Origin of the sequence: Roseateles sp. 22389 (assembly GCF_052044995.1) — a bacterium.
In the GTDB taxonomy this organism is placed as follows: Bacteria; Pseudomonadota; Gammaproteobacteria; order Burkholderiales; family Burkholderiaceae_C; genus Roseateles.
The window spans coordinates 1-25,150 of record NZ_JBQEOF010000010.1; the positions used below are offsets into that span (position 1 = coordinate 1).

20 protein-coding genes are annotated in these 25,150 nt (G+C 70.6%); 9 read left to right on the plus strand and 11 right to left on the minus strand.

Features of this window, described 5'->3' with window-relative positions:
• Both ACTJKJ_RS14805 and ACTJKJ_RS14810 read right to left on the minus strand, forming a co-directional pair.
• Positions 1 to 847, minus strand: an 847-nt coding sequence (locus ACTJKJ_RS14805) for a hypothetical protein (RefSeq protein WP_440820939.1), incomplete at its 3' end; no start/stop codon positions are given.
• A gap of 285 nt (positions 848 to 1,132) precedes the next feature.
• Positions 1,133 to 3,292: a S46 family peptidase gene (locus tag ACTJKJ_RS14810; protein ID WP_440820940.1), complete on the minus strand. Its 2,160-nt coding sequence runs from the start codon at positions 3,290 to 3,292 to the stop codon at positions 1,133 to 1,135.
• 280 nt (positions 3,293 to 3,572) lie between these two features.
• On the opposite strand from ACTJKJ_RS14810, the gene ACTJKJ_RS14815 reads away from it, so the two are divergent.
• From ACTJKJ_RS14815 to ACTJKJ_RS14825, 3 genes are read left to right on the plus strand one after another with little or no spacing between them, the layout of a single operon-like run.
• Positions 3,573 to 3,836, plus strand: a complete 264-nt coding sequence (locus ACTJKJ_RS14815; RefSeq protein ID WP_091732438.1) for a hypothetical protein — start codon at positions 3,573 to 3,575, stop codon at positions 3,834 to 3,836.
• A 49-nt stretch (positions 3,837 to 3,885) separates the two neighbouring features.
• Positions 3,886 to 4,578, plus strand: coding sequence for a DNA adenine methylase (locus ACTJKJ_RS14820; RefSeq protein WP_440820941.1), 693 nt, complete (start codon positions 3,886 to 3,888; stop codon positions 4,576 to 4,578).
• Positions 4,575 to 5,405 carry an 8-oxoguanine DNA glycosylase gene (locus tag ACTJKJ_RS14825; RefSeq protein WP_440820942.1) on the plus strand — a complete coding sequence of 277 codons (831 nt, stop codon included), beginning with the start codon at positions 4,575 to 4,577 and terminating at the stop codon, positions 5,403 to 5,405. The genes ACTJKJ_RS14820 and ACTJKJ_RS14825 overlap by 4 nt, the downstream gene beginning before the upstream one ends.
• Positions 5,406 to 5,492: 87 nt before the next feature.
• Here ACTJKJ_RS14825 and ACTJKJ_RS14830 read toward each other — a convergent pair whose 3' ends face one another.
• Positions 5,493 to 8,144, minus strand: a complete 2,652-nt coding sequence (locus tag ACTJKJ_RS14830) for a DNA internalization-related competence protein ComEC/Rec2 (RefSeq protein WP_440820943.1) — start codon at positions 8,142 to 8,144, stop codon at positions 5,493 to 5,495.
• 66 nt (positions 8,145 to 8,210) lie between these two features.
• Here ACTJKJ_RS14830 and ACTJKJ_RS14835 point away from each other — a divergent pair, with 66 nt between their 5' ends.
• From ACTJKJ_RS14835 to ACTJKJ_RS14845, 3 genes are read left to right on the plus strand one after another with little or no spacing between them, the layout of a single operon-like run.
• Entirely contained in the window at positions 8,211 to 8,678 is a 468-nt protein-coding gene (locus ACTJKJ_RS14835) for a RidA family protein (RefSeq protein WP_091732422.1), read from the plus strand.
• A complete protein-coding gene (locus tag ACTJKJ_RS14840; RefSeq protein ID WP_440820944.1) occupies positions 8,678 to 9,175 on the plus strand; it encodes a disulfide bond formation protein B in 498 nt (165 codons plus the stop codon). Before ACTJKJ_RS14835 ends, ACTJKJ_RS14840 begins: the two co-directional genes overlap by 1 nt.
• Positions 9,176 to 9,224: 49 nt before the next feature.
• On the plus strand, positions 9,225 to 9,611 hold the full coding sequence (locus ACTJKJ_RS14845; RefSeq protein ID WP_440820945.1) for a VOC family protein: 387 nt from the start codon (positions 9,225 to 9,227) through the stop codon (positions 9,609 to 9,611).
• A gap of 26 nt (positions 9,612 to 9,637) precedes the next feature.
• Here ACTJKJ_RS14845 and ACTJKJ_RS14850 read toward each other — a convergent pair whose 3' ends face one another.
• Positions 9,638 to 9,967, minus strand: coding sequence for a helix-turn-helix domain-containing protein (locus ACTJKJ_RS14850; RefSeq protein ID WP_091732413.1), 330 nt, complete (start codon positions 9,965 to 9,967; stop codon positions 9,638 to 9,640).
• Positions 9,968 to 10,249: 282 nt separating this feature from the next.
• On the opposite strand from ACTJKJ_RS14850, the gene ACTJKJ_RS14855 reads away from it, so the two are divergent.
• Entirely contained in the window at positions 10,250 to 11,851 is a 1,602-nt protein-coding gene (locus ACTJKJ_RS14855) for an alkaline phosphatase D family protein (RefSeq protein ID WP_440820946.1), read from the plus strand.
• Here the strand turns inward: ACTJKJ_RS14855 and ACTJKJ_RS14860 are convergent, their stop codons facing one another.
• From ACTJKJ_RS14860 to ACTJKJ_RS14880, 5 genes are all read right to left on the minus strand, one after another.
• A complete protein-coding gene (locus ACTJKJ_RS14860) occupies positions 11,852 to 12,475 on the minus strand; it encodes a helix-turn-helix transcriptional regulator (protein ID WP_297385711.1) in 624 nt (207 codons plus the stop codon).
• 283 nt (positions 12,476 to 12,758) lie between these two features.
• Positions 12,759 to 14,147: a DUF1501 domain-containing protein gene (locus ACTJKJ_RS14865; RefSeq protein WP_297385709.1), complete on the minus strand. Its 1,389-nt coding sequence runs from the start codon at positions 14,145 to 14,147 to the stop codon at positions 12,759 to 12,761.
• Between the two features lie 41 nt (positions 14,148 to 14,188).
• A complete protein-coding gene (locus ACTJKJ_RS14870) occupies positions 14,189 to 15,985 on the minus strand; it encodes a DUF1800 domain-containing protein (protein WP_440820947.1) in 1,797 nt (598 codons plus the stop codon).
• Between the two features lie 340 nt (positions 15,986 to 16,325).
• Complete coding sequence (locus tag ACTJKJ_RS14875; RefSeq protein WP_440820948.1) at positions 16,326 to 17,714, minus strand: DUF1501 domain-containing protein; 1,389 nt, start codon at positions 17,712 to 17,714, stop codon at positions 16,326 to 16,328.
• A gap of 14 nt (positions 17,715 to 17,728) precedes the next feature.
• Complete coding sequence (locus ACTJKJ_RS14880) at positions 17,729 to 19,441, minus strand: DUF1800 domain-containing protein (protein WP_440820949.1); 1,713 nt, start codon at positions 19,439 to 19,441, stop codon at positions 17,729 to 17,731.
• Positions 19,442 to 19,693: 252 nt separating this feature from the next.
• On the opposite strand from ACTJKJ_RS14880, the gene ACTJKJ_RS14885 reads away from it, so the two are divergent.
• Positions 19,694 to 22,999 carry a hypothetical protein gene (locus ACTJKJ_RS14885; protein ID WP_440820950.1) on the plus strand — a complete coding sequence of 1,102 codons (3,306 nt, stop codon included), beginning with the start codon at positions 19,694 to 19,696 and terminating at the stop codon, positions 22,997 to 22,999.
• A gap of 257 nt (positions 23,000 to 23,256) precedes the next feature.
• Here ACTJKJ_RS14885 and ACTJKJ_RS14890 read toward each other — a convergent pair whose 3' ends face one another.
• Complete coding sequence (locus ACTJKJ_RS14890; protein ID WP_147240842.1) at positions 23,257 to 23,895, minus strand: 3-oxoacid CoA-transferase subunit B; 639 nt, start codon at positions 23,893 to 23,895, stop codon at positions 23,257 to 23,259.
• Between the two features lie 10 nt (positions 23,896 to 23,905).
• Positions 23,906 to 24,607 (minus strand): CoA transferase subunit A, encoded by a 702-nt coding sequence (locus ACTJKJ_RS14895; protein WP_297385697.1) that lies wholly within the window; start codon positions 24,605 to 24,607, stop codon positions 23,906 to 23,908.
• A gap of 133 nt (positions 24,608 to 24,740) precedes the next feature.
• Here ACTJKJ_RS14895 and ACTJKJ_RS14900 point away from each other — a divergent pair, with 133 nt between their 5' ends.
• On the plus strand, positions 24,741 to 25,148 hold the full coding sequence (locus ACTJKJ_RS14900) for a PaaI family thioesterase (protein ID WP_255488690.1): 408 nt from the start codon (positions 24,741 to 24,743) through the stop codon (positions 25,146 to 25,148).
• The last annotated feature ends 2 nt before the right edge of the window (positions 25,149 to 25,150 follow it).

A 25,150-nucleotide genomic window follows, 5' to 3' on the forward strand; every position in this document is an offset into this window, starting at 1 on the left:
CGTCGACGGAGAACTCCCACTTGCCGTTGTTCTCGATGCCCCCGACGCTGATCGAGCCGGTGTCGTTGATCGCACCCGTGCCAGTGCTGGTCCCTAGCACCGGCTTCTCGATGATCGAGTCCTTGATCACGACGACAACCACCGCATCGCTGCGATTCCCGTCCTTGTCGGTCTGCACGATCGTGATCGTGTTGGGGCCCTCGACCAGATCGCTCGCGGACACGCCGTTGCCGTCGCCCTTGTGCCAGGTATCGCCATCGTCCAGGCTGAATTCCCATTCAGCGCCGTCCACCACGCCCGAAACCGTCACCACCCCCTGGCCATTGATCGGCTTTGTGCCCACGCCGGGCACCTGCACCGGCGGCGGCTTGCTATCGCTCCCCGATGGCTGCGACGGCACCTGAGGCTTGCCATCTTCCTCCGACGGCTGCGAGGGCGACTGCGGCGCGCCCTTCGAATCACCGCCGCCGCCCGCCACCGCAGCGGCCAGGCCAACAAGCGCCAGGGCGCCAAGTCCAAGTTTCGACAGGTTCGAGTTCGTCGGCGACGCGGCCGCCGTTTCCACGGCCAGCGCCGACGACTCTTGTGTGGACGGCGCTTCGCCCGTCGCGGAGGCCGCGTCCACCGGTGCCGTCGCCTCGTCGTCCCTCTGCGCTTCAGCGGTCAGCGCCGCGTCGACCGGCACGGTGGCCTCCTGATCGTGCGACGTGAACTCCTCATCGGGCAGGCGCTTGCCAGTACGCGACGTGACAGGCGAGACCGTGCTCTTGACTGCATCGGGAGGAGAGACAGCCCGCTCGGTGGACGAGGGGCCTTGCGGCGCGCTGGACAGTTTGGACTGGCTCATGGATTTGCTCTCAGGAAAGGAGGGGCGCAGTTTCCAGATCCAACTCGATGCGCTCCATGGCTTCCAGAAGGCTCATCCACCCCGCCCTTCACCACATCCAAGCCACTCCCCCACCCATCGATGCCAAAGCGAGCTGGGACGCGCCCAGTTCACGGCCCCGTTCATGCGCAGTTCGAGCCAGGCCGCACCGGGGCCAGAAAACAAAACGCCCCGCATCAAGCGGGGCGTTCTCGCGTCTGCACGCGCGCGGCGGCGTCGTCAGGACGCCTCAACCAGGTCGCGCGATCACAGCGCGTTCATTTCCTTCAGCAGGCGATCCGCCTTGTCGACGACCTTCATCTGCCACAGCATGTAGCGCGCATCCAGGCAGATGCTGCGGTTCATGTGGTCGTTGTAGTCCCAGTCCGAGATCACCGCATCCAGCGTGCCGTCGAACAGCAGGCCCACCAGCTCGCCATGGCCGTTGAGCACCGGCGAACCCGAGTTGCCGCCCGTCGTGTCCAGCGTGGCCAGGAAGTTCACCGGCACCGAGTCCAGCGCCTTCACGCCGTACTTGTCGAAGCGCTTGGCCTTGATCGCGGCCAGTTGCTCGGCCGGCGCGTTGAACTCGCCATTGCCGGTGTGCTTGGCGACGATGCCGCGCAGCGTCGTGAACGCCGTCCAGGTCGTGCCGTCCACGCCCGGCGCGCGGCCCTTCACCTGGCCGAAAGCCACCCGCAGCGTGCTGTTGGCATCCGGATAGACCGGCTGGCCGCGACTGGCCTTGAAGTCGATCTCCGCCTGCATCGTCGCGGCATAGGCCTGCTGCAGCTTGCCGGCGAGTTCCTTGTCGCGGTTCTCGCGCGCCAGCTCTTCGGCATGCAGTGCCACCGCAGCCTTGACCAGGGTGTCGTCACTCGCCTCGAAGGCCGACGCGTCGCGCGACAGCCAGGCGCCGCGCTCGGCCTTGTCGGTGAGCTTCGTGCCGGCATACAGCGCGTCCACCCGCGCGGTCACCGCCGCGGCGTCCATGCCGGCGCGCACGCCCAGCGCGTTCAGCAGCGCGCTGTTGAGCTGGTCCGCCGGCAGCGCCAGGTACTGCGTCAGGAAGTGGCTGACGACCTTCTTCTCGGTGATCTCGTCGAAGCGGCGGTCCACCGTCTCCAGCGCCTGCCGGCGACGCAGCTGGTCGCGGTCCTGGTAACCGGCCTTGCGCTCGGCATCCGGCTTGCGGCGCTGCAGCGCCTGCTCGTACAGGTCGCCCGCGCTCTTGACCAGCGTCGGCGTCGCATAGCCCAGCAGGAACTCGCGACGGGTGATCTCCTGGCGCTCGGCGATCAGGCGTTCCACCTCGACCAGCGACGCGCCGTAGGTCGCGCGACGCTTGGCGTCGGCATTCACCCAGGCCTTCATCTCGTCGAAGGCGGCCTGCTTGCGCGCGAGGATGTCGCTGCCCGCGTAGCTGGCCATCTGGCCCTGGTAGTTCTTGTAGTAGTTGTTGACCCCGGCCACGGTGTTGGCCAGCTTGATCTCGGCGTCACGGCGGCCGGCGGTCGCCTCCTTGATCAGGTCGAGCTGCTCGCCCATCGCCTTGACGCGATGCGGGAAGTCCCAGGCGAAGGCGAAGTCCACCTCCTTGGGCAGGCGGTGGCGGTTGGTGCGGCCCGGATAACCGGCCACGGCGACGAAGTCGCCCTCGTTCAGCGGCGCGCTCGCCAGCTTCAGGAACTGCGACGGCTGGAAGGGCTTGTTGTCCTTGCTGAAGTCGGCCGGCTTGCCGTCCGGACCGACGTAGGCGCGATAGAAGCTGTAATCGCCGGTGTGGCGCGGCCACATCCAGTTGTCGGTGTCGCCGCCGAAGACGCCCACGCCCTCGGCCGGCGCGTGGACCAGGCGCACATCGCGGATCTCGAGCTGCTTGGTCAGCTGATACATCAGGCCGCCGTAGAACGCGCCCACCGAGCAGCGATGGCCGGCGTCCTTCTCGCAGGCGGCGACCAGCGCCTTCTCGTTGGCCTCGATCGCATCGATGCGGGCCTTGCCCTGCAGCGCGGCGGTCGCCTTGTCGATCACCTTGTCGGTGACGTCGGTCAGCGCGACCGTCACCAGGATGCGGCTGCCCGGCGCGGCCGGCAGTTCCTCGCCCAGCGAGGCGGCCAGGAAGCCGTTCTTCAGCAGGTCCTTCTGCGGCGTGGAGTTGTACTGGATGCTGCCGAAGGCGCAGTGGTGGTTGGTCACCACCAGGCCCTGCGGCGACACGAAGGACGCGGTGCAGCCGCCCAGGCTGACGACCGCCCCCATCGGATAACCCAGCGGCTGCGACAGGCGCGCCGGATCGAATTTCAGGCCCAGGGCCTTCATGTCCTTGGCCACCAGCGGCAGCTGCTGCGGCATCCACATGCCTTCATGCGCCTGGGCGCTGGCCGCGGCGCCCAACGCCAGCGCGGCCCACATCAGTCGTTTCATTCGCGGGACTCCTGTCCACCTTCTTGAGAAGGGGCGAACCATACACGAGCCCGCCGCGCGCCCACCGTGCCGGTTGGCACCCGTGCCCATGCCGCATCGCGGAATCCCCCGCGGCGCCACTCGGGCTCCTTGTTCTTGGGATGGGGGAATCCCTGACTCCAAACTTACAATTTAGCCCGTCCCCGCCCATTGCCTGCCCATTCCCGCCCATTCGATCGCCGCCGTCCGATGGCCCTCCGGACGCCGCCGCGCCCTCTCTCCGGCCGTCCAGGAGCCCGCCATGACCCTCAAGCAGCTCAGCCAGGTGAAGCGCTGGATGGTGATGCACAGCGCGCGTCACCCGGTCGAACTGGCGGTGTGGAACGTCGTGCTGACGATCTGGATGCTGGGCTTCATGGGCGTTCCGGGCGCGTTATTGATCCAGGCATGGATCGCACTGCCGTTGTGCCTGGTGGCCTGGATGCTGCCGATGGCCTACACCGGCGGCCGGCGCCGGCTGCACCGCTCGGGCCGCCTGCGCTGCGACTGGCTGACGGCGCTCTGAGCCCGCCGGCGCCTTGACATCATCGTCACTTCTGACGATGATTCGCCGCATGAAGTATCCAGGCGGCAAGGGCAAGACGTACCAGCACGTCATCAACCTGATGCCTCCGCACCGGGTGTACATCGAGACGCATGTCGGCGGCGGCGCGGTCCTGCGCCACAAGCTGCCGGCGGCGCGCTCGATCGCCATCGACGCCGACGACCGGGTCATCGCGCACTGGCGCGCCATGGCCCTGCCCGGCGTCGAACTCGTCCACGGCCGCGCGGAGGACTTCCTCGGGCGGCACGTGTTCGAGGGCGATGAGCTCGTCTACGTGGACCCGCCCTATCACCCCGAGACGCGGCGCCAGTCACGCATCTACCGGCACGAATACGGCGCCGCCGACCACGAGGCGCTGCTGGCGCTGCTGGCGACGCTGCCGTGCCGGGTGATCGTGTCGGGCTACGCCCATCCGGTGTACGACGCCCTCCTGCGGGGGTGGCGCACGACCGAATTCCGGGCGAAGACCCACACCGACGTGCGCACCGAAACGCTGTGGTTCAACTTCGAGCCGCCCGAGATCCTTCACGACAGCCGGCACCGCGGGACGAACTTCCGCGAGCGCCAGACCAACAAGCGGCGTCTCGAACGCCTCCAAGAGCGTGTCCATGCCATGGATCCGGTCGAGCGCGCCGCGTTCCGCCAATGGCTGGACACCACCTATCCAGCCGCCCAGAGAGGCGGCGTCCTTGCAGTCCCATGACCCAGATCGTCGCCATCGTTTCCCGCCACGGCTCCCTTCACCGAGAACTTCCCGATCCCGATCACCTCCTCCTCACCGGCGTGCGCTGGGGCGCCGTCGAGGAGTTCCCGACCCCCGCCTACTGGACGCAGCAGGCGCTGCGGCATCGCCTCGACAGCCCGGCGCCCCGGGCCTCGGGCCGCTCGCTGGCCGAGGAGGTCGGCGCCGCCTTGCTGGGCGGCCCCGGCATCCCGGCGGCCGTGGGCCAGGCGGCCTTCGCGCGGGTGCGCGAGCGCGGCGCCTTCGTGCAGCCCGGCGTCTGCGAGGCGACCTTGACCGCCTGGCTCAGCGAGCCCCTGGACGTGCAGGGCCGCGCGCTCGGCTTCCGCTTCGCGGCCCAGAAGGCCAGGCACCTGGCGGCGGTAATGCCGGCGCTACTCTCGGCGCCCGACTTCGAGGCGGGCCAGGAGGTGCGCAACTGGCTGATGGCCCTGCCCGGCGTCGGGCCGAAGACGGCGTCGGCCATCGTGCGCGGCTGGTCGGCGTCGGAGGAGGTCGCGCTGCTGGAAGCCCACCTGCTGCGCGTGGGCCAGGTGATCGGCCTGTTCCCGCGCAAGCTCGGCATCGAGCGGCATTACCTCGAGCTCGAGGCGCGCCTGCTCAAGCTGTGCGCGGCGATGGACGTGAGGCCGTCCGAGCTGGAGGCGGTGGTGGCGGCGGAGATGAGCCGCTCGCCGGAAACGGCGCGCTTCCTCGTCGACCACCTGAAGGCGACCGAACCGGCGCCGGCCCGCAAAGCCAGCGCGGCCCGCATCCCGGAGCAGATCGCGCTGGTCTTCACGGCCTGAGCACCGCAGGCGCCCGCGCCAGCCGCCAGCGCGGCGTCACGACGTCGCGCACGCACCCTCGTGCGCGATGAACGACGGCGGCTGAAGTCAAGGCGAGCTTGCTTCGATGGCCGGCTCGGAACCCTCCCCTTCGCCGACTTCCGCGGACGCTGATGACGCGGATGACGCGGCCATCGCGGCGGCGGGTGCGGCAGATGCGGCAGGTGCCGCGAGCACCGCTGGCGCCGTCAACCAGTAGCGGCGGCGCCGGGTCCGCTCGCAATCGGCCAACGGCAGCGTCCAACGGTCGCTGCGCCATTGCCAGGCGCCGCAGTCGACGGTGTTCAGCACCGTCGCGCCGATGGTCAGGTAGCGCGCCACCACCTCGGGCCGAGGATGACCGAAGCGGTTCAGATGGCCGGACTGCAGGGCCGCCACGCGCGGCGCCGTCGCCTGCACGAAGGCGGTCGACGACGAGGTCCGGCTGCCATGGTGCGGCACGACGAGCACCTCCACGCGCAAGTCGTTCGCCTTCGCCTTCGTCTCCGTCTCCGTCTCCGGCTCCGTCTCGGTCCCAGTCTCCGTCACTGCCCTGGCCTCGCCGGCCAAGCGCAGCAGCTGCGCCTCCTGCGGCGATTCGATGTCGCCGGTCAGCAGCAGGCGACGCCCCGCCGCGTCGACGCGCAGCACGCACGAAGTCCCGTTGCGCTTCGCGCCCGCCGCGTTCTCCCGCGGCGCCGGCGCCTCGAGCGGCCACAACACCTCGAAGCGCACGCCGTCCCACGCCCAGCGCTGTCCCCGGCGGCACCCCGCGGCTCCCGGCACCGCCCCGAGCCGCCGCTCCACCGGCAGGCCCCGCAGCAGGCTGCCGGTGCCACCGGCGTGGTCCTGGTCCGCGTGACTGACCATCAGCAAGTCCAGATGCCGCTCGCCCAGGCCGCGCAGCAGCGGCAGCAGCACGCGTTGCGCCGCGTCGCTGTCGGGGCCCCAGCGCGGTCCGGAGTCGAAGACCATCGTGTGGCCGTGGGTGCGCAGGATCGCGGCGCCGCCCTGCCCGACGTCGGGCAACCACAGTTCGACCGCTCCTGGCGGCGGTCGGTCGACGACCGGCCACAGCAGCGGCACGCACAGCGCGAGCCCGCCCAGCCGCAGCCGCCACGACCAGGGCATCGCCAGCAGGACGCCGCCGACCAGCCCCAGCGCCTGCGCCCATGCCGGCGCCCAGGGCAGGTGCCAGACGGCGAGCGGCCAGGCGCGCAGGGCCTCGAGCAGCAGGTTCAACGCGGCGACCAGCCAGGTGCCGAGCGTCCACAGCGGCGGACAGGCCGCGCCGAGCAGCGCCAGCGGCGTGATGACGTAGGACACCAGCGGGATCGCGACCGCGTTCGCGACCAGGCCGACGAGCGACAGCTGCTGGAACAGCAGCAGCGTCAACGGTGCGAGGCCGAGCGTCACCACCCATTGCGTCCGCCAGGCCGCACGCAGCGCGCCGCGCCAGCCGGGCGCCGCGCGCGAGTCGGCCGCCATCAGCAGCGCGACCGCGCAGAACGACAGCCAGAAGCCGGGCTGCGTCAGCGCCCAGGGATCCGCGACGCAGACGACCGCAGCGGCGGCGCCCAGGCTCATCGGCCAGGGCCAGCGCACGCCGACTTGCCGCAGCAGCGCGAGGATCGCCAGCAGGCCGAAGGTGCGCTGGGCCGGCACGCCCCAGCCGGCGAACAGCGCGTAGCCGCCCGCCGCGGCGACGCCCAGCCACATCGCCGCGCGCGGCGCGGGCAGCCACAGACACAGGCGAGCGCTGCGCCGCCACGCCCAGCCGCCCGCGGCGCCGGCGAGCCACGCGAACAGGGTCACGTGCAGGCCGCTGACGCTGAGCAGGTGCGCGACGCCGGTATCGCGATAAAGCGCCCAGTCGGCCGCGTTGACGGCGCCCTGGTCACCCAGGCTCAGGGCTGCCAGCACGCCGGCGCCGCGCCGGTCGCGCGCCTGGCCGAGCTCGCGGTCGATCGCGTCGCGCAGCGCCTGCCGCAGCGCATCCACGCCCGGCGCCGCGGAAGACAGGCGATGCTGCCCCTGGCCACGACAGCTCGCGGCGGCGGGCAGGTCCTGTTCGAGCATCCACAGCGCCTGGTCGAAACCCTGCGGATTCAGCAGCCCGTGCGGGCGGCGCAGCTTGAGCGCCAGTTGCCAGCGCTCGCCGGCGCGCGGCGTTTCGGGCATCTGGTAGCAGGACAGCAGCAGCCGCGGCGGCGCCCCGGTGGCGATCGAGGCGGCATCGGCGGCGAGCACGAATCGCCAGCCCTCGGTGCCGCCCAGGCCGGTGGTGCGCTGCGGCAGGCTGGCGATGCGGCCGGTGATCGTCATGACCTGGCCCTCGCGCGCCACCGGCAGCACCTCGGCCAGGCGCAACGCGGCGCGGTGGGCGGTCAGGCCCGCACCCGCCAGCGCCGCGAGCACCGCCCACGCGAGCCAATGGCTCGACCATCGCGACCATTGCGGTCGTGGTCGTGGTCGTGGTCGTGACGCCCCTCCTTGCCATGCAGGCCCCCGCATCCATGGCGCCCATCGTGCCCATCGCGGCCAGGGCCGGTCCACGTCGCCATCGGCCGCCGCCGATCGCCCCCGCACCAGGGCGACCGGCAGCACCATCGTCAACACCAGCGCGACGACGCACGCGAGCCAGGCGCCCCACGCCTGCGGTCCGGGCAGGACCGGCAGGCGATGGACCAGCCCCATGCCGACCAGGGCTGCTGCGGGCACCAGCGTCCAGCGCCATGCCGGGGTGTAGGATTCGCGGCGCTTTTTTTCACTTCCGCGCACATCCTCATGAGCACTTCCGTCTATGACCGCCTGACCCAACTCGGCATCGAGCTGCCGCCGGTGGCGGTGCCCGCCGCGGCCTACGTGCCCTTCGTCCGGACCGGCAACCTGGTGTTCCTGTCGGGTCATATCGCGAAGAAGGACGGCAAGCCCTGGGTGGGCCAGCTCGGCAAGGACACCGACACGGCCACCGGCCGGCAGGCGGCACGCGCGATCGCGATCGACCTGCTCGGCACGCTGCACGCGGCGGTCGGCGACCTGAACAAGGTCAAGCGGGTCGTCAAGCTGATGAGCCTGGTCAACAGCACCGGCGACTTCACCGAGCAGCACCTGGTGACCAACGGCGCCTCCGAGCTGATCGGCGAGGTCTTCGGTCCCGAGAAGGGCGCGCATGCGCGCAGCGCCTTCGGCGTGGCGCAGATCCCGCTCGGCGCCTGCGTCGAGATCGAGCTGATCGCCGAGATCGCGGACTGATGCGCGCGCTGACCGCCTCGCGCGTGCTGGCCTTCAGCGCGCTGGTGTCGCTCGCCGGCGTGGCGGCGGCACTGGTGGCGCAGTACCAGTTCGGCGTCAAGCCCTGTCCCTGGTGCGTGATGCAGCGCGGCATCTTCCTGCTGATCGCCGTGGTGAGCGCGCTGGGCTGGCTGCTGCAGCGCGTGGGCGCCGCGCGCGTGGTGGCGCTGCTGCTGACCGCGGCGCTCGGCGTGGCGGGTCTGTTCGCCGCGGGCTACCAGCATGAAGTGGCCTCCAAGCTGGCCACCTGCGACATGACCTTCGCCGATCGCGTGCTGACGGCGCTGGACCTGGAAACCAGGCTTCCGAGTGTCTTCATGGTCACGGCCAACTGCAGCGAGGCCTCCGCGTACACGCTGCTCGGTCTGCCTTATGAACTCTGGAGCGGCGCGCTGTTCACCCTGATCGCGCTGCTGTGTCTGCTGACGCTCAAGCGCGGCGCGGTGCATCGTCGGTGAGCCGACACGCCGATGTCCTTGCGATCGGTCAACCGACGGGAGTCTCCCCATGAAGCGTGTGACAGGCATCGGCGGCATCTTCTTCAACGCCAAGGACCCGGCGGCCTTGCGCGACTGGTACCGGACGCACCTCGGCGTGGACGTGCTGCCCTGGGGCGGCGCGGCGTTCACGTGGACGGACGAGGCAGGCCAGCCCACCGGGGGCACGACGATCTGGTCGATCGGCGCGGCGGACACGGCCGGCTTCGGTCCGCAGGGCAAGTCCTTCATGATCAATTACCGCGTCGCCGACCTGGCCGCCCTGCTGCAGGCGCTGCGCGCCGAGGGCTGCGAGGTGCTCGACAAGACCGACGACTCCGAATACGGCAAGTTCGGCTGGGTCATCGACCCCGAAGGCAACCAGGTCGAGCTCTGGGAGCCGCCGGCGGGGCAGTGAGCACCGCCCGCGCCGCGGGCGCGGGATCAGAAGTTCAACTGGCCGGGCCGGATGCCCAGGGCCTTCGCGATGCGCTCGCGCGACGAGCGCCGCGGCCGAGGGCTCGCCTCGAGTTGCGCGTAGGCGCCCTGCGTGATCCCGAGCCGATCCGCCACCACCTGCTGCGTCAGCCCGAGGTGCGTGCGCCAGGCCTTGGCACCGGTCATCTGCTCGTTGAACACCAACTGCGCCACGGCGTCGGGGATCAAATCGCCCACGGCCTCGAAATGCCGCACGAATTCGTCGTACGGAAGCACGACGAATGCGGGCAGGCCGTCCGCGCCCACGATGGTCTGGAAATCAATAGGTTTGTTCATCGCGCTTCTTCACTTCCTCGAGCCGCATCGCCTTCTCGGTCGAGTTGATGCGATTCATGCATGCCATACGGTTTGATTAGCTTTATCGACGCTAATCTGATGCGCATAGGGGCACTTTGACATCACGCAACATTGGATTTCGCCTCGCCCTCAAGAGGGAGCAGATGGGGGATGGGCAGCGTTGCGAATGAGCGCGCCGTCAGCTTCGTTCAAGCCTGTTCACCGCCGCGTCATACCCCACCGGCAGCATCGCGGGCTTTGCCACTTCGCCGGGAGACCCGCATGGACCGCCGCCGCTTCCTCCACGCCAGCACCTTGCTCGGAGGCGGCACGCTGCTGGCGCCCCACGGCCTGCGCGCGCAGGGCACGCCGCAGGCGCCGGCCCTCATCACCCGCGATGCGATGCGGCCGCAGATGCCCCATGGCATCCAGTCCGGCGATCCGATCGCCGATGGCGCCATCATCTGGACCCGCGCCGACCGCCCCGCCCGGCTCTGGCTCGAGTGGTCCACCACCGCCAGCTTCGCCAACCCGCAGCGGGTGCGCGGTCCGCATCTGCTCGAGGACTCCGACTTCACCGGCCGCGTCGACCTGCGCGGCCTGCCCGCCGGCCAGGAGATCTTCTATCGCGTCATCCTGCAGGACCTGCGCAACGAGCGCGTCCTGTCCGAGCCGATGCCCGGCCACCTGCGCCTGCCCGACGCCTTCGGCAGCCGGTCGGTGCGCGACCTGCGCTTCGCCTGGAGCGGCGACACCTGCGGTCAAGGCTGGGGCATCAACGAGGCCTGGGGCGGGATGAAGATCTACGAGCAGATCCGCCGCATCAATCCCGACTTCTTCCTGCACAGCGGCGACACCATCTACGCCGACAGCCCCATCCCCGCCGAGATCACGCTGCCCGACGGCTCGCTCTGGCGCAACCTCGTCACCGAGCAGACCAGCAAGGTCGCCGAGACGCTGGACGAGTACCGCGGCCGCTACCGCTACAACCTGATGGACGCCAATGTCCGCCGCCTGTCGGCGCAGGTCCCGCAGATCTGGCAGTGGGACGACCACGAGGTCACCAACAACTACTCCGACAGCAAGGACCTCTCCGGCGACGCCCGCTACACCGAAAAGAATGTCCCGCTGCTGGTGGCCCGCGGCACGAAGGCCTTCCAGGAATACGCGCCGATGCGCCGCTTCGGCGACGCCGAGAGCGAGCGCATCTACCGCCACCTGCCGCAGGGGCCGCTGCTGGACGTCTTCGTCGTCGACATGCGCAGCTATCGCGGCCCCAACAGCGCCAACCTGCAGACCGAGGAGAACGCCGCCAGCGCCTTCCTGGGCCGCCCGCAGATCGGCTGGCTGCTGGACGGACTCAAGCGCTCGAAGGCGGTGTGGAAGGTGATCGCGGCCGACATGCCGATCGGCCTGCACGTGAACGACGGCAAGGACACCGAGGGCCGCGACAAGTGGGAGGCCATCGCCAATGGCGACGACGGCGCGCCGCGCGGCCGCGAACTGGAGATCGCGCGCCTGCTCAGCGAAATCAAGCGCCACGGCCTGCACAACATCGTCTGGCTCACGGCCGACGTGCATTACACGGCCGCGCATTTCTTCGACCCGGCCCAGGCGAAGCACACCGACTTCCTGCCGTTCTGGGAATTCGTCTCCGGTCCGCTGCATGCCGGCGGCTTCGGCCCCAACAAGGCCGATGGCACCTTCGGCATGCAGGTGGTCTACCAGAAGGGCCCGGGCGTGGCCAACGCCGCGCCGGCGGTCGACACCCAGTTCTTCGGACAGGTCGACATCGACGCGAAGACCCGCGCGATGACGGTCACGCTGAAGGACCTGGCCGGCACCGCCCTCTTCAGCAAGACGCTGGCGCCGCGGCGCGGCTGATCAGCGCAGCTCGACCACGCGCAGCACGCCCTGCATCGGCGGCAGCTGCGCCACCATCGCGACCAGGTCGCGGATGCTCTCGGTGGCCGTCTTCGCGCGCACGCTCGCGATCTGCGTGCGCACCGTCGAGATCGCCACGCCGTGGCGCAGCGCGATCTCCTGCGGCTGCAGGCCGGCGCACAGCGCCTGCAGCACCTGCTGCTCGGCCGCGGTCAGCTGATGCTCGCGCGCGAAGGCCAGCATCGGCAGCTCGCCGCACAGGTTGCGCTTGCCCAGCACCAGCAGCGCCTGCGCGGTGCGCCCCAGGCCGTCCTGCAGCGGCAGCACCGACAGCGACAGCCGCCCGGCGCCCCGCCCCAGGCAGATCAGGTGGCGCAGGCCGCGCTGCACGTCGGCCAGCGCGCCCTCGAGCCGGAGCTGGTCGTTGCGTTGTGGCGCCACCAGTTGGCCGTCGATGAGCTGCAGCGGCGAGGTCTCGTCGAGCTGCCGCCTGGCGGTGCTGTTGGCATACAGCAGCTGGCCGTCCCCGCCGACGAGGCAGACCCCCAGGTCGATCTCCTCCAGCGCGTGACGCCACCACCGGTCCGGCGATCCCCGCCGGCGCTCCGGACCGCGATAGGACATGAGCCGGCCCGTCTCGGGGCCCCTCCCCAACACCATGCCATCCATCTCAGCCTCCCTGTTCAGGCGCGTGTGGAACGCGGCCCCCGAACCTGCACGGTCTTCGCCGCGATGAAATGGGGAGCCTTCGGGGATGTTAGGAGAACCGCCCGACATTGCGTAGCGGAACTTCGCGCGCGCGGCCCCCTAGGGCTGGGGGGCCGGCGATGTCGGGTCCGGCGCCGATATACCGGGAGGCCTGCCGGCCGCGCGGCCCGTCGTCATCGGTGATCCACGCTGGTGCACGTCAGCCCAGGAAGCCCAGGTCGGCGGCCGCAAAGTTGCCGATGTTGGGCAGCACCGTCCGCAACTCGCTGGCCGGCACGCCCATCCACAGCGCCAGCGTCGCGGCGAGCTGGTCCACCGAGGTCGTCGGCAGCAGCCGCCCCTGGCCGACGTCGTCGGGGCCGTTGACGCTCACCGACGGCGCCGTGCCGTAGAAGCGCCCGCCCCGCACCGCGCCGCCCATCACGAAGTGGTGCGCGCCCCAGCCGTGGTCGGTGCCGTCGCCGTTGCTGCTCAGCGTGCGGCCGAAATCGGAGGCGGTGAAGGTGGTGACCTGGTCCGCCATGCCGAGCTCCCGCAGCGCCGCGTCGAAGCTGCCCAGCGCGCCGCCGAGCTGCTGCATCAGCAAGGGGTGCCGCGTGGTGAGGCCGTCATGCACGTCGAAGCCGCCCATCGAGACGAAATACACCTGCCGCGTCATCCCCAGCGACGCACGCGCCGCGATCAGGTTGGCCACGGTCTTGAGCTGGCGCGCGAGCGGATCGTTGCCGAAGGCCGTCGTGATCGTGGCGCCGCCCGCCAGCGCGGTGCTGAGCGTCGACTGCAGGTCGATCGAACGCGCCGTCACGCGGTTGAGCTCGACCTCCATCGGATGGCTCCGCTCCTCGGTGATCAGCGCCCGCAGCAGCTTCGCGCAAGAGCTGGAGCCGAACATCTGGCTGCCGATGCCGGTGATCGGCTTCTTGCCGCCCGGCCCGGTCAGGTACTGGAAGGCCTGCTCGCCGGCCTGGAACACCGCGTTGCCCGAGACATTGATGCAGGTCAGCCCGGCGCGGCCATTGGCCGAGAGCATCAGGTCGGCCATGCGCCCGCCCCAGCCGGTGCGCGCGCCCTCGACGCCGGACGACTGCCAGAGGCTGGCCTGGTCGTTGTGGGAGAACAGCTTGGGCGGCGCCGGCACCGCGCCCGAGCGGTACTGCGCCAGCGTCATCGGCGCCATCAGCGTGCCGATGTTCAGCATCACCGCGAGCCGGCCGCCGTCGAAGACCGGCTTGATCGCCGACAGCCCCGGCGCCAGCGCCATCTGGCGACCGTCCGGCAGCGCCACGGTGGGCGCCAGCGCGGTCGCGGCCAGCGCGTCGCGGCCGATCGCCAGCGTCGGCCGGATCGCCGCGTAGGCCTGGTGGTTGACGGTGTCGTAGGGGATCACCGTGTTGCCGTGGTCGTTGCCGCCGTGCAGGAACACGCACACCAGCGCCTTGTAGTCGCCGCCGGCGGTGGCGGCCGCCGCGTCGCCGATCGCGGCGAGCTGCAGCGCCCAGGGCGCGGCCGCACCGGCCACGGACACGACCGAGGCGCGCTTGAGGAACTCGCGCCGATGCAGCGCGGACAGCTTGGACACATGGGCCACGGGAGGTCTCCGGTGTAGGTCGCGCGGACAGCGCGACGCGGTCATTTCTGGATCTGGTATTCGGGGCAGGCGAGCAGCAGCATCCAGCCGGCGCGGGCCCGGTTGATCCTGCCGTCATCGGTGCTGGCGCCGATCGTGGCCGCCGCCGCCGCGATGCGCTGCTGCGTCGCGTCGGAGATGGCGCCGCCGCCCAGCAGCAGCGCCTGGCGCGCCACCATCGCGCGGGTGTCGCTCGAGAGCGCCATGTCGGTCGAGAGGTCCGGCTTGGCATCGCCCTGCCCGGTCGTCAGCAGCGTCTGCATGAAGTTCAGGTAGCCGGTGACCGTCACCTCGTTGAGCAGCTGGAACTCCGGCGCGGTGGTGCCGGCGGCCGTCATCGGGGAATTCGGCGGCACGTAGCCCGGCCGGTAGAAGTTGAAGACCGACGGGCTGAAGAAGGGGCTCTGGCCGAGCCGCGTCTCCGGATCGCTGGTCTCCGGGATGGTCCACAGGCCGGCCGAGGTGAGCCGCACCGCGCGCGCCACCTGCACGAAGCGCAGCACCGGCTCGCGCAGCTTGCCGGAGTTGCTGGCGCCGGGCTCGATCAGGCGCGCCTCCGGGTCGAGCAGCACCGCGCGCAGCACCGCCTTCAGGTCGCCGCGCTCGCCGCGACCGTTGTCGTTGAAGGCCTGGGCGACGCGCTGCACGTAGGCGGCGCTGGGGTTCGAGCAGACGAAGCGCTGGATCAGCTGCCGGCCGAAGAACGGACCGACGTTGGGATGGCTGGCGAGGATGTCCAGCGCCTGGCGCAGCGCCGCGGGGCCGTCGGCGCCGGCGGAGATGGTGGTGCCGAGCACCGTCTTCGCGCCGCCGGCGAAGTCGGCCGCGTTGTGCCGCATCGGCCGGCGCATGAAGGACGGATCGGCACCGTTGGGCGCGGCCGTGTCGAAGTCCCAGCCCGTCAGCGCGCGCGCGAGCTGCGTCACCGTCGTCAGGTCGTAGCTCTCGACCGGACGGCCGCCGGCCATCTGCACCGAGCCATCCAGGTTCAGCTGCACCAGGCCGATGGTGAAGAGCTGCATCACCTCGCGGGCGAAATTCTCGTCGGGCTGACGGCCCTTGCCGTCCTCCTTCTTGCTGCCGCGCATGGCCAGGAACGCGCCCATCGCCGGCGACAGCGTCACCGCCTCCAGCAGCCCGCGGAAGGTGCCGAAGGCCTGTTCCTCCAGCACGTCCGCGTAGGCGCCCATCATCATCGTGCGCCACGGCAGCGTGTTGCCCACGGCGGAGACGACGAAGATCTCCGACAGCGCCAGCACCATGCGCTGGCGCAGCTGGTCCGGCGAGGTGATGAACTTGCACCAGACGCTGTTGGAGAAGCCATCGAAGTTGGCGGCCTTCTTCGCCTCGGTGGCGAAGCCGTTGCGGGTCAGCCAGTCCCAGTGCGACTCGGTGCGCGGCGCCAGGAACTGCAGGTCCAGCCAGGACGCGTAGCCGATCGACTTGAGCGTGGCGATGTCCGCCTCGCTCGCGCCGAAACCGGCCTGCGCCAGGAAACGCGAGGCCTGCGCGTCGCTGGGCAGCGGCAGCAGGACGGCAGCCGCGGGCGCGGGCGCCAGCGGCGGCTCGGGGGCGGGAGCGGGAGCGGGTGCGGGTGCGGGACTCGGCGCCGGGCTGTCGACCGGTGCGGGCGCGGGGGCTGGCGTGGGCGCGGGCGCCGGGGCGGGCGAGCCCTCGGGCGCGGGAGCGGCGCCGCTGGGCACGGCCGGCGTGTCGCCGCCGCCGCCCCCGCCACCACAGGCGCTCAAGGCTGCGGCGGCAGCCGTGGCGGCTGCGGAAGACCAGGGGAATCGGAACATGGCGGTGGGGCGTCGGTACTGCTGACGCCCGGCACTCTAGAGAGTCCGCCCTCTCAAATCAGCCGCCAAACCGCAACAGCGGAAAGGCTCGGCAACGTCTCGGGTTACCGTGGTTTTCGACCTCGACGGCCGGTCGCGATCCCCGTCACCATCGGCCCTGCCGGCGATCGGTGGGCGATCGCGGGGTCGATCAGGGGGCCGCTTCGTGCGGCTTCTCACGGCCCGCCTCCTGGCGGCGCCGACGCGGTCCCCGCGCGAGGCCTTCAGGTCTTCGCGGGTCGCGGCCCGGCGCTGTAATTGGCCGCGACAAACCCGCCAGTTCCGGCGATCGACGCCAACATCAGGCCGCGAAGAGACCGAGGTCTTTCTGGCTGAAGTTCACGATCCCCGGAAGGATGCCCGGCAGGTCGGTCGCGGGCACGCCCATCCACATCGCCAGCGTCGCGGCCAGTTGGTCCACCGAGGTCGTCGGCAGCAGGCGTCCCTGGCCGACGTCGTCCGGCCCGTTCACGCTCACCGAGGGCAGTTGGCCGTAGAAGCGGCCGCCCTTGACCGCGCCGCCCATCACGAGGTGGTGGCTGCCCCAGCCGTGATCGGAGCCGTCGCCGTTGGAGCTCAGCGTGCGGCCGAAGTCCGAGGCGGTGAAGGTCGTGACGTTCTGCGCGACGCCCAGCTCGCCCAGCGCCGCGTCGAAGCTGGCCATCGCGTTGGCGACGCTGCCCAGCAGGCCGGGATGCTGGGCCATCAGGTTGTCGTGCAGGTCGAAGCCGCCGATCGACACGAAGTAGACCTGCCGCTGCGCGCCCAGCGCCGAGCGGGCACCGATCAGCCGGGCCACCGTCTGCAGCTGGGCCGCCAGGCCGCCGGTGTCGAAGGGCGTCTGCAGCGTCGAATTGGCCAGCGCCGTCGAGATCGTGCCCTGCGCGCTGATCGAGCGCGCGGTGACGCGGTTGAGCTCCTGCTCCATCCAGTGCTGGCGTTCGGCGGTGACCAGGGCGCGCAGCGCTTCCGAGCAGGCCGCGGAGCCGAACAGCGACCGCGTCGCGCCATTGATGGCGACGGCGCCGCCGCTGCTCATCTGGTACTGCACCGCCTGCCCGCCCGACATGAACACCGCGTTGCCGGAGACGTTGATGCAGGTGAAGGTCGCGTTGCCGTTGCTGCCCAGGAACTGGTCGGCCACCCGGCCGCCCCAGCCGGAGGTCGCGCCCTCGGGCCGGGACGATTGCCAGAGGCTGGACTGGTCGTTGTGAGAGAACAGCTTGGGCGGCAGCGGCACGTTGCCGGCCTTGTACTGGGCCAGCGTGGTCGGCTGCATCAGCGGACCGATGTTGAGCATCACCGCCAGGCGCCCGGCGTCGAACACCGGCTTGAGCCGGGTCATCGTCGGCGCCAGCGCCATCTGCCGGCCGTCCGGCAGCGCCGTGGCCGGCGTCAGCGCGGTGGCGGCGAGCTGGTCGCGCGGCGTCGTCAGCGCCTGGCGGATGGTGGCGTAGGCCTGATGGCTCGCGGCGTCGTAGGGCACCAGGGTGTTGCCGTGGTCGTTGCCGCCATACATGAACAGGCAGACGATGGCCTTGTAGTCGCCAGGCGCGACGGCGGCGGCCGCCTCGTTGATCGCAGCCAGCTGCAGCGCCCAGGGCGCGGCGGTGCCGGCGACGGACAGCGCCGAGGCGCGCTGGAGGAATTCGCGGCGACGCAGCGACGCCAGTTTCGAGATGTGGGGCATGGCTGTCGCTCCGCTCACTTCTGCACTTGGTATTCGGGCGCCGCCAGCACCATCAGCCAGGAGGCCTTGACGCGGTTGAGCTTGCCGGCGTCGGTGTCGGCCTTGATCGTGGCGACGGCGGTGGCGATGGTGGTGATGGTCGTGGCCGACAGGTCGCCGCCCGCCATCACCAGGGCCTGGCGCTGCACCATCGCCGCCGGGTCGGCGGCCAGCGCGAGGTCCGCCGTGTAGTCGGGCTTCATGTCGCCGATGCCGTTGCCGATCAGGCTTTGCATGAAGTTCAGGTAGCCCGCCACGGTGCTCTCGTTGCAGAGCTGGAACTCCGGCGCGGTGACGTTGTTGGTGCCCAGCTGGGAATTCGGCGGCACGTAGCCCGGCCGGAAGAAGTTGAAGACCGAGCCGCTGCGCAGCGGGCTCTGCCCCAGGCGCGTGGCCGGGTTGCTGGTGTCGCCGATGGCCCAGAGGTCGCCGGGCGAGGCCAGGTTGACGCTGCGCGCCCACTGGACCAGGCGCAGGATGGGCTCGCGCAGCTTGCCGCCGCCGGGCGCGGTCGAGGGCTGGCGGGCCTCGCTGTCGAGCAGGATCGCGCGGATCACCGCGCGCAGGTCGCCGCGCTCGCCCTTGCCGTTGTTGTCGAAGACCGCGGCGATGCGCTGCACGTAGGCGGGGCTGGGGTTGGACGCCACCAGGCGCTGGATCAGCTGCCGGCCGATGAACGGCCCGACGTTGGGATGCGCGACCAGCGTGTCCAGCGCCTGCTTCATCGCGGCGGGTCCGTCGGCGGTCTCCGGGATGGTGACGTCCAGCACCTTCTTGGCGCCGGTGGAGAAGCGGCTGGCCGTGTGCTTCATCGGCCGGGTCATGTAGCTCGGATCGGCGCCGCCGGCATCGGTGGTGTCGAAGTCCCAGCCCGTGAACACCCGCGCCAGATCAGTGATCTGCTGCAGCGTGTAGGTGTCGATGGTCTTGCCGTTGCTGGTCTTGGGCGTGCCGTCGGGATTGAGCTGGTTCAGGCCGATGGTGAACAGCTGCATCACCTCGCGGGCGTAGTTCTCGTCGGGCTGGCGGCCGGTGCGGGGATCTTCCTTGCGGTTGCCGCGCATCGCCAGGAACACACCCATCGCGGGGGACAGGGTCACGCCCTCGATCAGCGCGCGGAAGCTGCCGAAGCAGCGCTGCTCCAGCATGTCGACGTAGCCGGCGGTGGCCATGTTGGCCCAGCTCACCGGCAGGCCGGTCATCGACACGACGAAGATTTCCGACAGCGCTAGCACCACCCGCTGGCGCAGTTGGTCGGGCGAGCCGATCAGCTTGCGCCACAGCGTGGCGTCGACGCCGGAGAGGCTGTTGCGGAAGGACTCGGTGTTGTAGCCCTTGGCGACCAGCCAGTCGTAATGTCCCTGCGTGCGGGGCGCGGCGAACTGCTGGTCCAGCCAGCGGGCGTAGCCGGAGGACTTGACCGCCGCGATGTCGGTGGCGCTGGCGGCGAAGCCGGCCTGGGCGAGGAAACGCGCGGCCTGCGCATCGGTGGGCGGCACGCTGTTCTGCGGGTCGCTGTCGGGGCCGCCGGCGCCGTCGGCGGTCTCGCCGCCACCGCCGCCGCAGGCGGCCAGCAGGGCCGCCGCGGCCGCCGCCGCGAGCGCGGCCGAGGTCCCGGAGGTCGACGTCTCATCGACGACGCGGTCGTCGTCGGTCGGAGCGAAGAGGGTATGAGCGGCGGCAGTCATCTCGGCATCAGCCCGAAGCAGCGGATGCGGGATGGTGGCGAGGCGGCGCGCTCAATACACCGTCATTCGTACAACAGGTGAAAGGCGCGGCAACAGGTTGTTGCCGCGTGATTTCTGCACGCGCGGAGTTTGTCGGTCTCGGATACAGCGCGGAAACAAGTTGGTGAGGAATGGCGGACGCTTCGCCGGCGCTGCTCCCGCTTCGCGTTCGCGCGCGGGGCTGGGCGGGGTCGCGCTCAGGCTGGCGACGCCATGACAATTTCCCGTACTGCCGGGGGACCGCTCGCGCCGACCGTCGGCGCCGACCACGCGCCCTCGCCCGCCGCGCCGGTCACGACGTCCTCCCCCTCCCCCACGCATCCCTCGGAAGGCGGCCTCCTGGACCAGCTCAAGCGCAAGCTCCGACCCGGTCCGTCGAGCGTCGCCGCGGGGCCCTTCTATCTCCGCACCTCGATCGCGCCGCTGCGGATGCCGGCGACACCCGGCCCCGCGGTCGAGCTCTCCACCGGCACCGAGTTCCGCCCGGCGACCTCGCAATGGATCCAGGAGCGCTCGGCCGCGCTCGTGGACCGGCTGCATCCCGCGGCCCAGGCCAGCACGGGCGCTGCCGGAGCAACGGGCGCTGGGTCAACGCCGGACGCGACGCAGGCGGCCGTGCCGGTGGTCGCCAGCGCCGCGGACTTCGCGTCGGCCACGGCCGCGCTGTTCACGCGTGGCTCCGGGGAAACGGCGGATTCGCCAGCGCTCCAACGACTGATCGACGCGCTGCTGCCCGGCGCCCAGACGCCCGCGAAGCTCACCGCCGCCGGGCCATTCGGTCCATCGCTCCAGGTCGCACGCGCCCTGTCCACCGCCACGCGCGGTGATGCGGACGCGGCCCTCGCGGCGCTCGAGCACCTGCGCCGGATGCCGATAGTGCCGTCGCTCGTTCGCGGGCTCGGTCCAGCGCACGTCCAAGGGGCCGAGGCGGCCACCGCAGGCGCGGCTGGCGTGGATGGCGTGGAAGGCCAGGCTGGCGCGGTAGGCGCGGAAGGCGCACCCGGCGGCGTCCATCACCACGCCTGGCGCGCGGCGCTGCTGCTGGGCGCCACCCGCAGCGGACTCGAGGGACTGATCCGCCTGAGCGCGGACGCGAGCCTGCGCGCCCCCGGCGAAGCCGGCGAAATGAAGCGCGAGAGCCTGCGGACCTTCCTGCAGGCCGCCGCGCACATCGAGTCGGCCGGCACCGCTGCCGCCGAGGACCCGACGCGGCGGACCCACGCCACCGACGCATTGCTGTGCGCGGCCAAGCTATACGCCGATCCGATGGCCACGGCGGCCCAGATCAACGACCCCGCCCAGGTGTCGGCCTACGTCGCCTGGCGCAGCGGCTACCGCGACCGCGGTCCCGGCACGCCGCTGGCCCGCACGCAAGCGCGCATGGCCAAGTTCACCACCTGGATCCGCCGCGCCGAGCGCCGGGCGACGCAGCCGCGCGCGGCCTTCGATCCCCGCCGCCTGGTGGGCATGAAGAAGTCGCCGCTGAACGCCACCGCCTTCGCCGCGGGCGGGACCAACCTGGGACTGGCGTCCACCGAAGCCCAGCGGCTTCAACAGACGCTCGGCGAGGCGCTCGGTGCCGCTTCGGCCCGTCTCGGCGCCTTGTCGAGCTGGCGCGTGCTGCCGAGCGCGCGGCGCGGGGAACTGCTGCTGCGCCAGCAGTGCCTGGCGCGCTGGCGCCATGTCGCCGGGCAAGCGGGAGCCGCGGTCGAATGGAAGCCCTCGAGCCAGGACCGCGCCACGATCGCGACCGCCGCGGCCGTGCTCGCCCCGGGGCTGGGCCTCGATCCCGCCAGCGTGAAGCACCATCCGGCCCTGGCCGAGCTGAAGCAGCTGGACCTGAAGACGCTCGCCCGCTGGCTCCAGGAGGCGCCGCCGGTCGGGGCTCCCGGAACCGGCGACGCGCCCGGCGCCAGCGCCGAAGCGCTCCTGGCCCGGGTGCGGGACCTCGACGCCGGCCGTCCCATCCGCCCGGCGGGGCCCGCTCGCGGCGACATCCAGGCGGCGCTGGCCGAAGTCATCGACACCACGCCGCTGGGCAACAACGTCCGCTACTTCGATGGCGCGACCTACGGCCTGAACGCCAACCAGTCGCTGAACATGCAGGACTTCAAGGCCATGATCGGCCTCTCGGTGGGACCGGGCTTCAAGGCGCTGCGCGGCCGGCACGCGTTCCTCGAGATCGGCTCCTCGTCCTACGGCGGCGAGGTCTTCATGGGCATCGACCGGCGTTCCTCGAAGGGCCTGAGCCTGGGCGTGTTCGGCGGCATCGCGCTGGGCGCTGGCGAATCGACCTTCCACGCCTCGCTGGGCGGCGGTGTCGGCTACGGGTACTCGCACGACACGAGCGGGCCGAGCGGCGTGATCATCCGCACCCGCGTCGAGCGCGACGAGGCCAACAAGCCGACCGACTCGTGGCGCGGCAAGGCCAACGAGGTGCTGGGCTTCCTCTTCGCGCAGAGCGAGCGCGCCGAGGGTGCGCGCGGCGCCGCGCCGGAGCAGCTCTGGCAGGACTTCAGCGAGCGCTTCTTCCGCGAGCGGGACATCTCGGTGAACTGGCGCGACCAGCGGCGCAGCAGCCACACGGTGTCCAAGGTCGCGAACGCGATGGCGCGCCTGTCCCTGGCGGGATGGAACTTCGGCCCGTCGCTGAGCGCCAGCCGCGATCACCTGCTGGCCGGCAAGAACGAACGCATCGACGCCAACGGATGGCTCCGCGGCGTGGAGCGCTCGCGGGCGCAGTCGTCGGCGCTCAATGTCAATGCGGCGCTGGTGTCGGCCTCGGCCAGCCCGGGCCACTTCGCCCGGCATCCGGGTCAGCCGGAATCGGTCAGTCTGCCCAGCGTGCCGCTGGTCGGCGTCTCGGCCGCGCTCGTCCCGAAGGGCGCGAGCGTGACGCTGCGCATGGTCGATGAACACGGCGACCTGCATCCGGGCTACATCCGGCGGCTGGTCGAGTTCGTGGATCCCGCCTCCTTCAACGAGTACCTCGGCGCGCGCGCCAACGAGATCGCGAAGACGCCGCAGAGCAGGCAGCGGCTGCAGGACTTCGTCGCGGAAGTGAACCAGGCCGCGGTGCGCGGCAATCAGTCGTTCGGGGAAAGCCTCAAGCTGCGGCCCGAGGTGGTGGAGACGATCAACCTCCATCGCGATGAGATCGAAATGATCCAGCGATGCGCGGCGGTGTCGCGCGGCGGGCAAGGCCTGGCCCTGGAGGATGGTACCGATGCGGGGGGACATGCGGGCGGCGACGCGCCCGTCGACGCGCAGGCCGCGCGGCTGGAAGCGGAGATCGCGCGGCTGCTCAATGAGCCGGCCAGCTGGAAGGTCTCCGGCTACTACACCTACGAGATCAACACCACCGGCTACACCGCCGGGCCGGCCTTCATCGCGCAGGCCACCGCGAGCACCGCCACCAATGGCGAACGCGTGCTGGCCGAGCTGGCGGTGAGCGAACTGGAAGCGCTGGATCAGCAAACCTTGGATCAGCCGCCGCGAGAACAGCAGCCGCGGGGCTGATGAGCACCGCCCGCTTCACTCCCTCTCCCGCTTGCGGGAGAGGGCGGGGGTGAGGGCTGGCGGTCGTTGCAGGAGTCAAGCCCTGCGGGAGGCTGCTCACCCTCACCCCTGCCCTCTCCCGCAAGCGGGAGAGGGAGTTCAAGAGAGGGAGCTCAAGAGAGGGAGCTCAAGAGAGGGGGCTCAAGAGGGAGCTCAAGGGAAGGAGCTCAGGAGAAAGAGCGAAGGGAGCGCGCGAGCCGCCGCGCGCGGACGGCGACTTACAACAGCGTCACGCCGGTCTTGCTCTGCACGAAGTCCCGCGTGACCTCGGGTGCCAGCTCCACCAGCTTCAGGCCCTGGGGCGTGACGTCCATGACCGCCAGGTCCGTGATGATGCGGTTCACCACGCCCACGCCGGTCAGCGGCAGGGTGCACTTCGGGATGATCTTCAGGTCCTCGGTGCCATCCTTCTTGCGGGCCACGTGCTCCATCAGCACGATCACGCGCGGCACGCCCGCCACCAGGTCCATCGCGCCGCCCATCCCCTTGACCATCTTGCCGGGGATCATCCAGTTGGCCAGGTCGCCGTGCTCGCTGACCTGCATCGCGCCCAGGATGCTCAGGTTGATCTTGCCGCCGCGGATCATCGCGAAGCTGTCGTGGCTGCCGAAGATCGACGAGCCGGGAATCGTCGTCACCGTCTGCTTGCCGGCGTTGATCAGGTCGGCGTCGACCTCGTCATCGGTCGGGAACGGGCCGATGCCGAGCATGCCGTTCTCGCTCTGCAGCCACACCTCCTTGTCGGCCGGCACGAAATTCGCGACCAGCGTCGGAATGCCGATGCCGAGATTCACATAGAAGCCGTCTTCCAGCTCCTGCGCGGCGCGTGCCGCCATCTGGTCTTGGGTCCAGGGCATGTCTTTCTCCTCAGGCGGCGGGTCGGGTGGTGCGCTTCTCGATGCGCTTCTCGGGATTCGGGTTGTGCACGATGCGGTGCACATAGATCCCGGGCAGGTGGATGCTGTCGGGATCGAGCTCGCCGACCTCGACAATCTGCTCCACCTCCACCACCGTGACCTTGCCCGCCATCGCGCAGGCCGGGTTGAAGTTGCGCGCGGTGCGGCGGAACACCAGGTTGCCGCTCTTGTCGGCGATGTGCGCCTTGACCAGCGCCACATCCGGATTGAGCGCCCGCTCCATCACGTACTGATGGCCGTCGAATTCGCGGATCTCCTTGCCTTCGGCCACCATCGTGCCCACGCCGGTGCGGGTGAAGAAGGCCGGGATGCCGGCGCCGCCGGCGCGCAGCTTCTCGGCCAGCGTGCCTTGCGGCGTGAATTCGAGCTCGAGCTCCTTGGCCAGGTACTGGCGCTCGAACTCCTTGTTCTCGCCGACGTAGCTGGAGATCATCTTGCTGATCTGCCGCGTCTGCAGCAGCTGGCCCAGGCCGAAGCCGTCCACGCCCGCGTTGTTGCTGATGACGGTCAAGCCCTTGACGCCGCTGTCGCGCAGCGCGGCGATCAGCGCCTCGGGAATGCCGCACAGGCCGAAGCCGCCGACCGCCAGCAACTGGCCGTCCTTGACGATGCCGTCCAATGCCGCATCGGCACTGGGGAAAAGCTTGTTCATCCGATGTCTCCTGCTTGCCGTGCGATCCACGGGGTTCAGAACCAGCCGACGATTCTGCTACGTAAGACATTAGGTATCGCTACGTAGAATTGATTAAGCATCATCCCCGCCACCGCCCCTCGAAGGAAGCCCGATGACCCTGCCCCTGGACGAACTGCGTGCGCAGATCCCCAAGATCTTCGCCCCCTGGATCGTCGCGCTCGGCCTGGAGCCGGTCCATGCGGAGGACGGCCTGCTGCGCCTGACGATGCCGGTGGCGCCCGATCTGGTGCATGTGGGCGGCGTGATGTGCGGCCAGGCCTCGATGGCCGCGGCCGACACGGCCATGGTGCTGCTGATGATGCGCGAGCTCGGCGAGTTCCGCCCGATGACCACGGTGCAGCTGCAATCGACCTTCATCCGCCCGGTCTCCGGCGCGCGCTGCACCATCGAGGCCCGCCTGCTGCGCCGCGGCAGGAACCTGGCGTTCGGGCAGATCGACCTGCTCGACGAGCAGGGCCGGCTCGCGGTGCAGTCCACCACGACCTACGCGCTGCTGTGACG

What these genes read in the sequence shown, in the direction of transcription:
- ACTJKJ_RS14810 (WP_440820940.1), bottom strand. Translation starts at nt 3,292, where the DNA reads ATGAAACGACTGATGTGGGCCGCGCTGGCGTTGGGCGCCGCGGCCAGC.
- ACTJKJ_RS14815 (WP_091732438.1), top strand. Translation starts at nt 3,573, where the DNA reads ATGACCCTCAAGCAGCTCAGCCAGGTGAAGCGCTGGATGGTGATGCAC.
- ACTJKJ_RS14820 (WP_440820941.1), top strand. Translation starts at nt 3,886, where the DNA reads ATGAAGTATCCAGGCGGCAAGGGCAAGACGTACCAGCACGTCATCAAC.
- ACTJKJ_RS14825 (WP_440820942.1), top strand. Translation starts at nt 4,575, where the DNA reads ATGACCCAGATCGTCGCCATCGTTTCCCGCCACGGCTCCCTTCACCGA.
- ACTJKJ_RS14835 (WP_091732422.1), top strand. Translation starts at nt 8,211, where the DNA reads ATGAGCACTTCCGTCTATGACCGCCTGACCCAACTCGGCATCGAGCTG.
- ACTJKJ_RS14840 (WP_440820944.1), top strand. Translation starts at nt 8,678, where the DNA reads ATGCGCGCGCTGACCGCCTCGCGCGTGCTGGCCTTCAGCGCGCTGGTG.
- ACTJKJ_RS14845 (WP_440820945.1), top strand. Translation starts at nt 9,225, where the DNA reads ATGAAGCGTGTGACAGGCATCGGCGGCATCTTCTTCAACGCCAAGGAC.
- ACTJKJ_RS14850 (WP_091732413.1), bottom strand. Translation starts at nt 9,967, where the DNA reads ATGAACAAACCTATTGATTTCCAGACCATCGTGGGCGCGGACGGCCTG.
- ACTJKJ_RS14855 (WP_440820946.1), top strand. Translation starts at nt 10,250, where the DNA reads ATGGACCGCCGCCGCTTCCTCCACGCCAGCACCTTGCTCGGAGGCGGC.
- ACTJKJ_RS14860 (WP_297385711.1), bottom strand. Translation starts at nt 12,475, where the DNA reads ATGTCCTATCGCGGTCCGGAGCGCCGGCGGGGATCGCCGGACCGGTGG.
- ACTJKJ_RS14870 (WP_440820947.1), bottom strand. Translation starts at nt 15,985, where the DNA reads ATGTTCCGATTCCCCTGGTCTTCCGCAGCCGCCACGGCTGCCGCCGCA.
- ACTJKJ_RS14875 (WP_440820948.1), bottom strand. Translation starts at nt 17,714, where the DNA reads ATGCCCCACATCTCGAAACTGGCGTCGCTGCGTCGCCGCGAATTCCTC.
- ACTJKJ_RS14880 (WP_440820949.1), bottom strand. Translation starts at nt 19,441, where the DNA reads ATGACTGCCGCCGCTCATACCCTCTTCGCTCCGACCGACGACGACCGC.
- ACTJKJ_RS14885 (WP_440820950.1), top strand. Translation starts at nt 19,694, where the DNA reads ATGACAATTTCCCGTACTGCCGGGGGACCGCTCGCGCCGACCGTCGGC.
- ACTJKJ_RS14890 (WP_147240842.1), bottom strand. Translation starts at nt 23,895, where the DNA reads ATGCCCTGGACCCAAGACCAGATGGCGGCACGCGCCGCGCAGGAGCTG.
- ACTJKJ_RS14895 (WP_297385697.1), bottom strand. Translation starts at nt 24,607, where the DNA reads ATGAACAAGCTTTTCCCCAGTGCCGATGCGGCATTGGACGGCATCGTC.
- ACTJKJ_RS14900 (WP_255488690.1), top strand. Translation starts at nt 24,741, where the DNA reads ATGACCCTGCCCCTGGACGAACTGCGTGCGCAGATCCCCAAGATCTTC.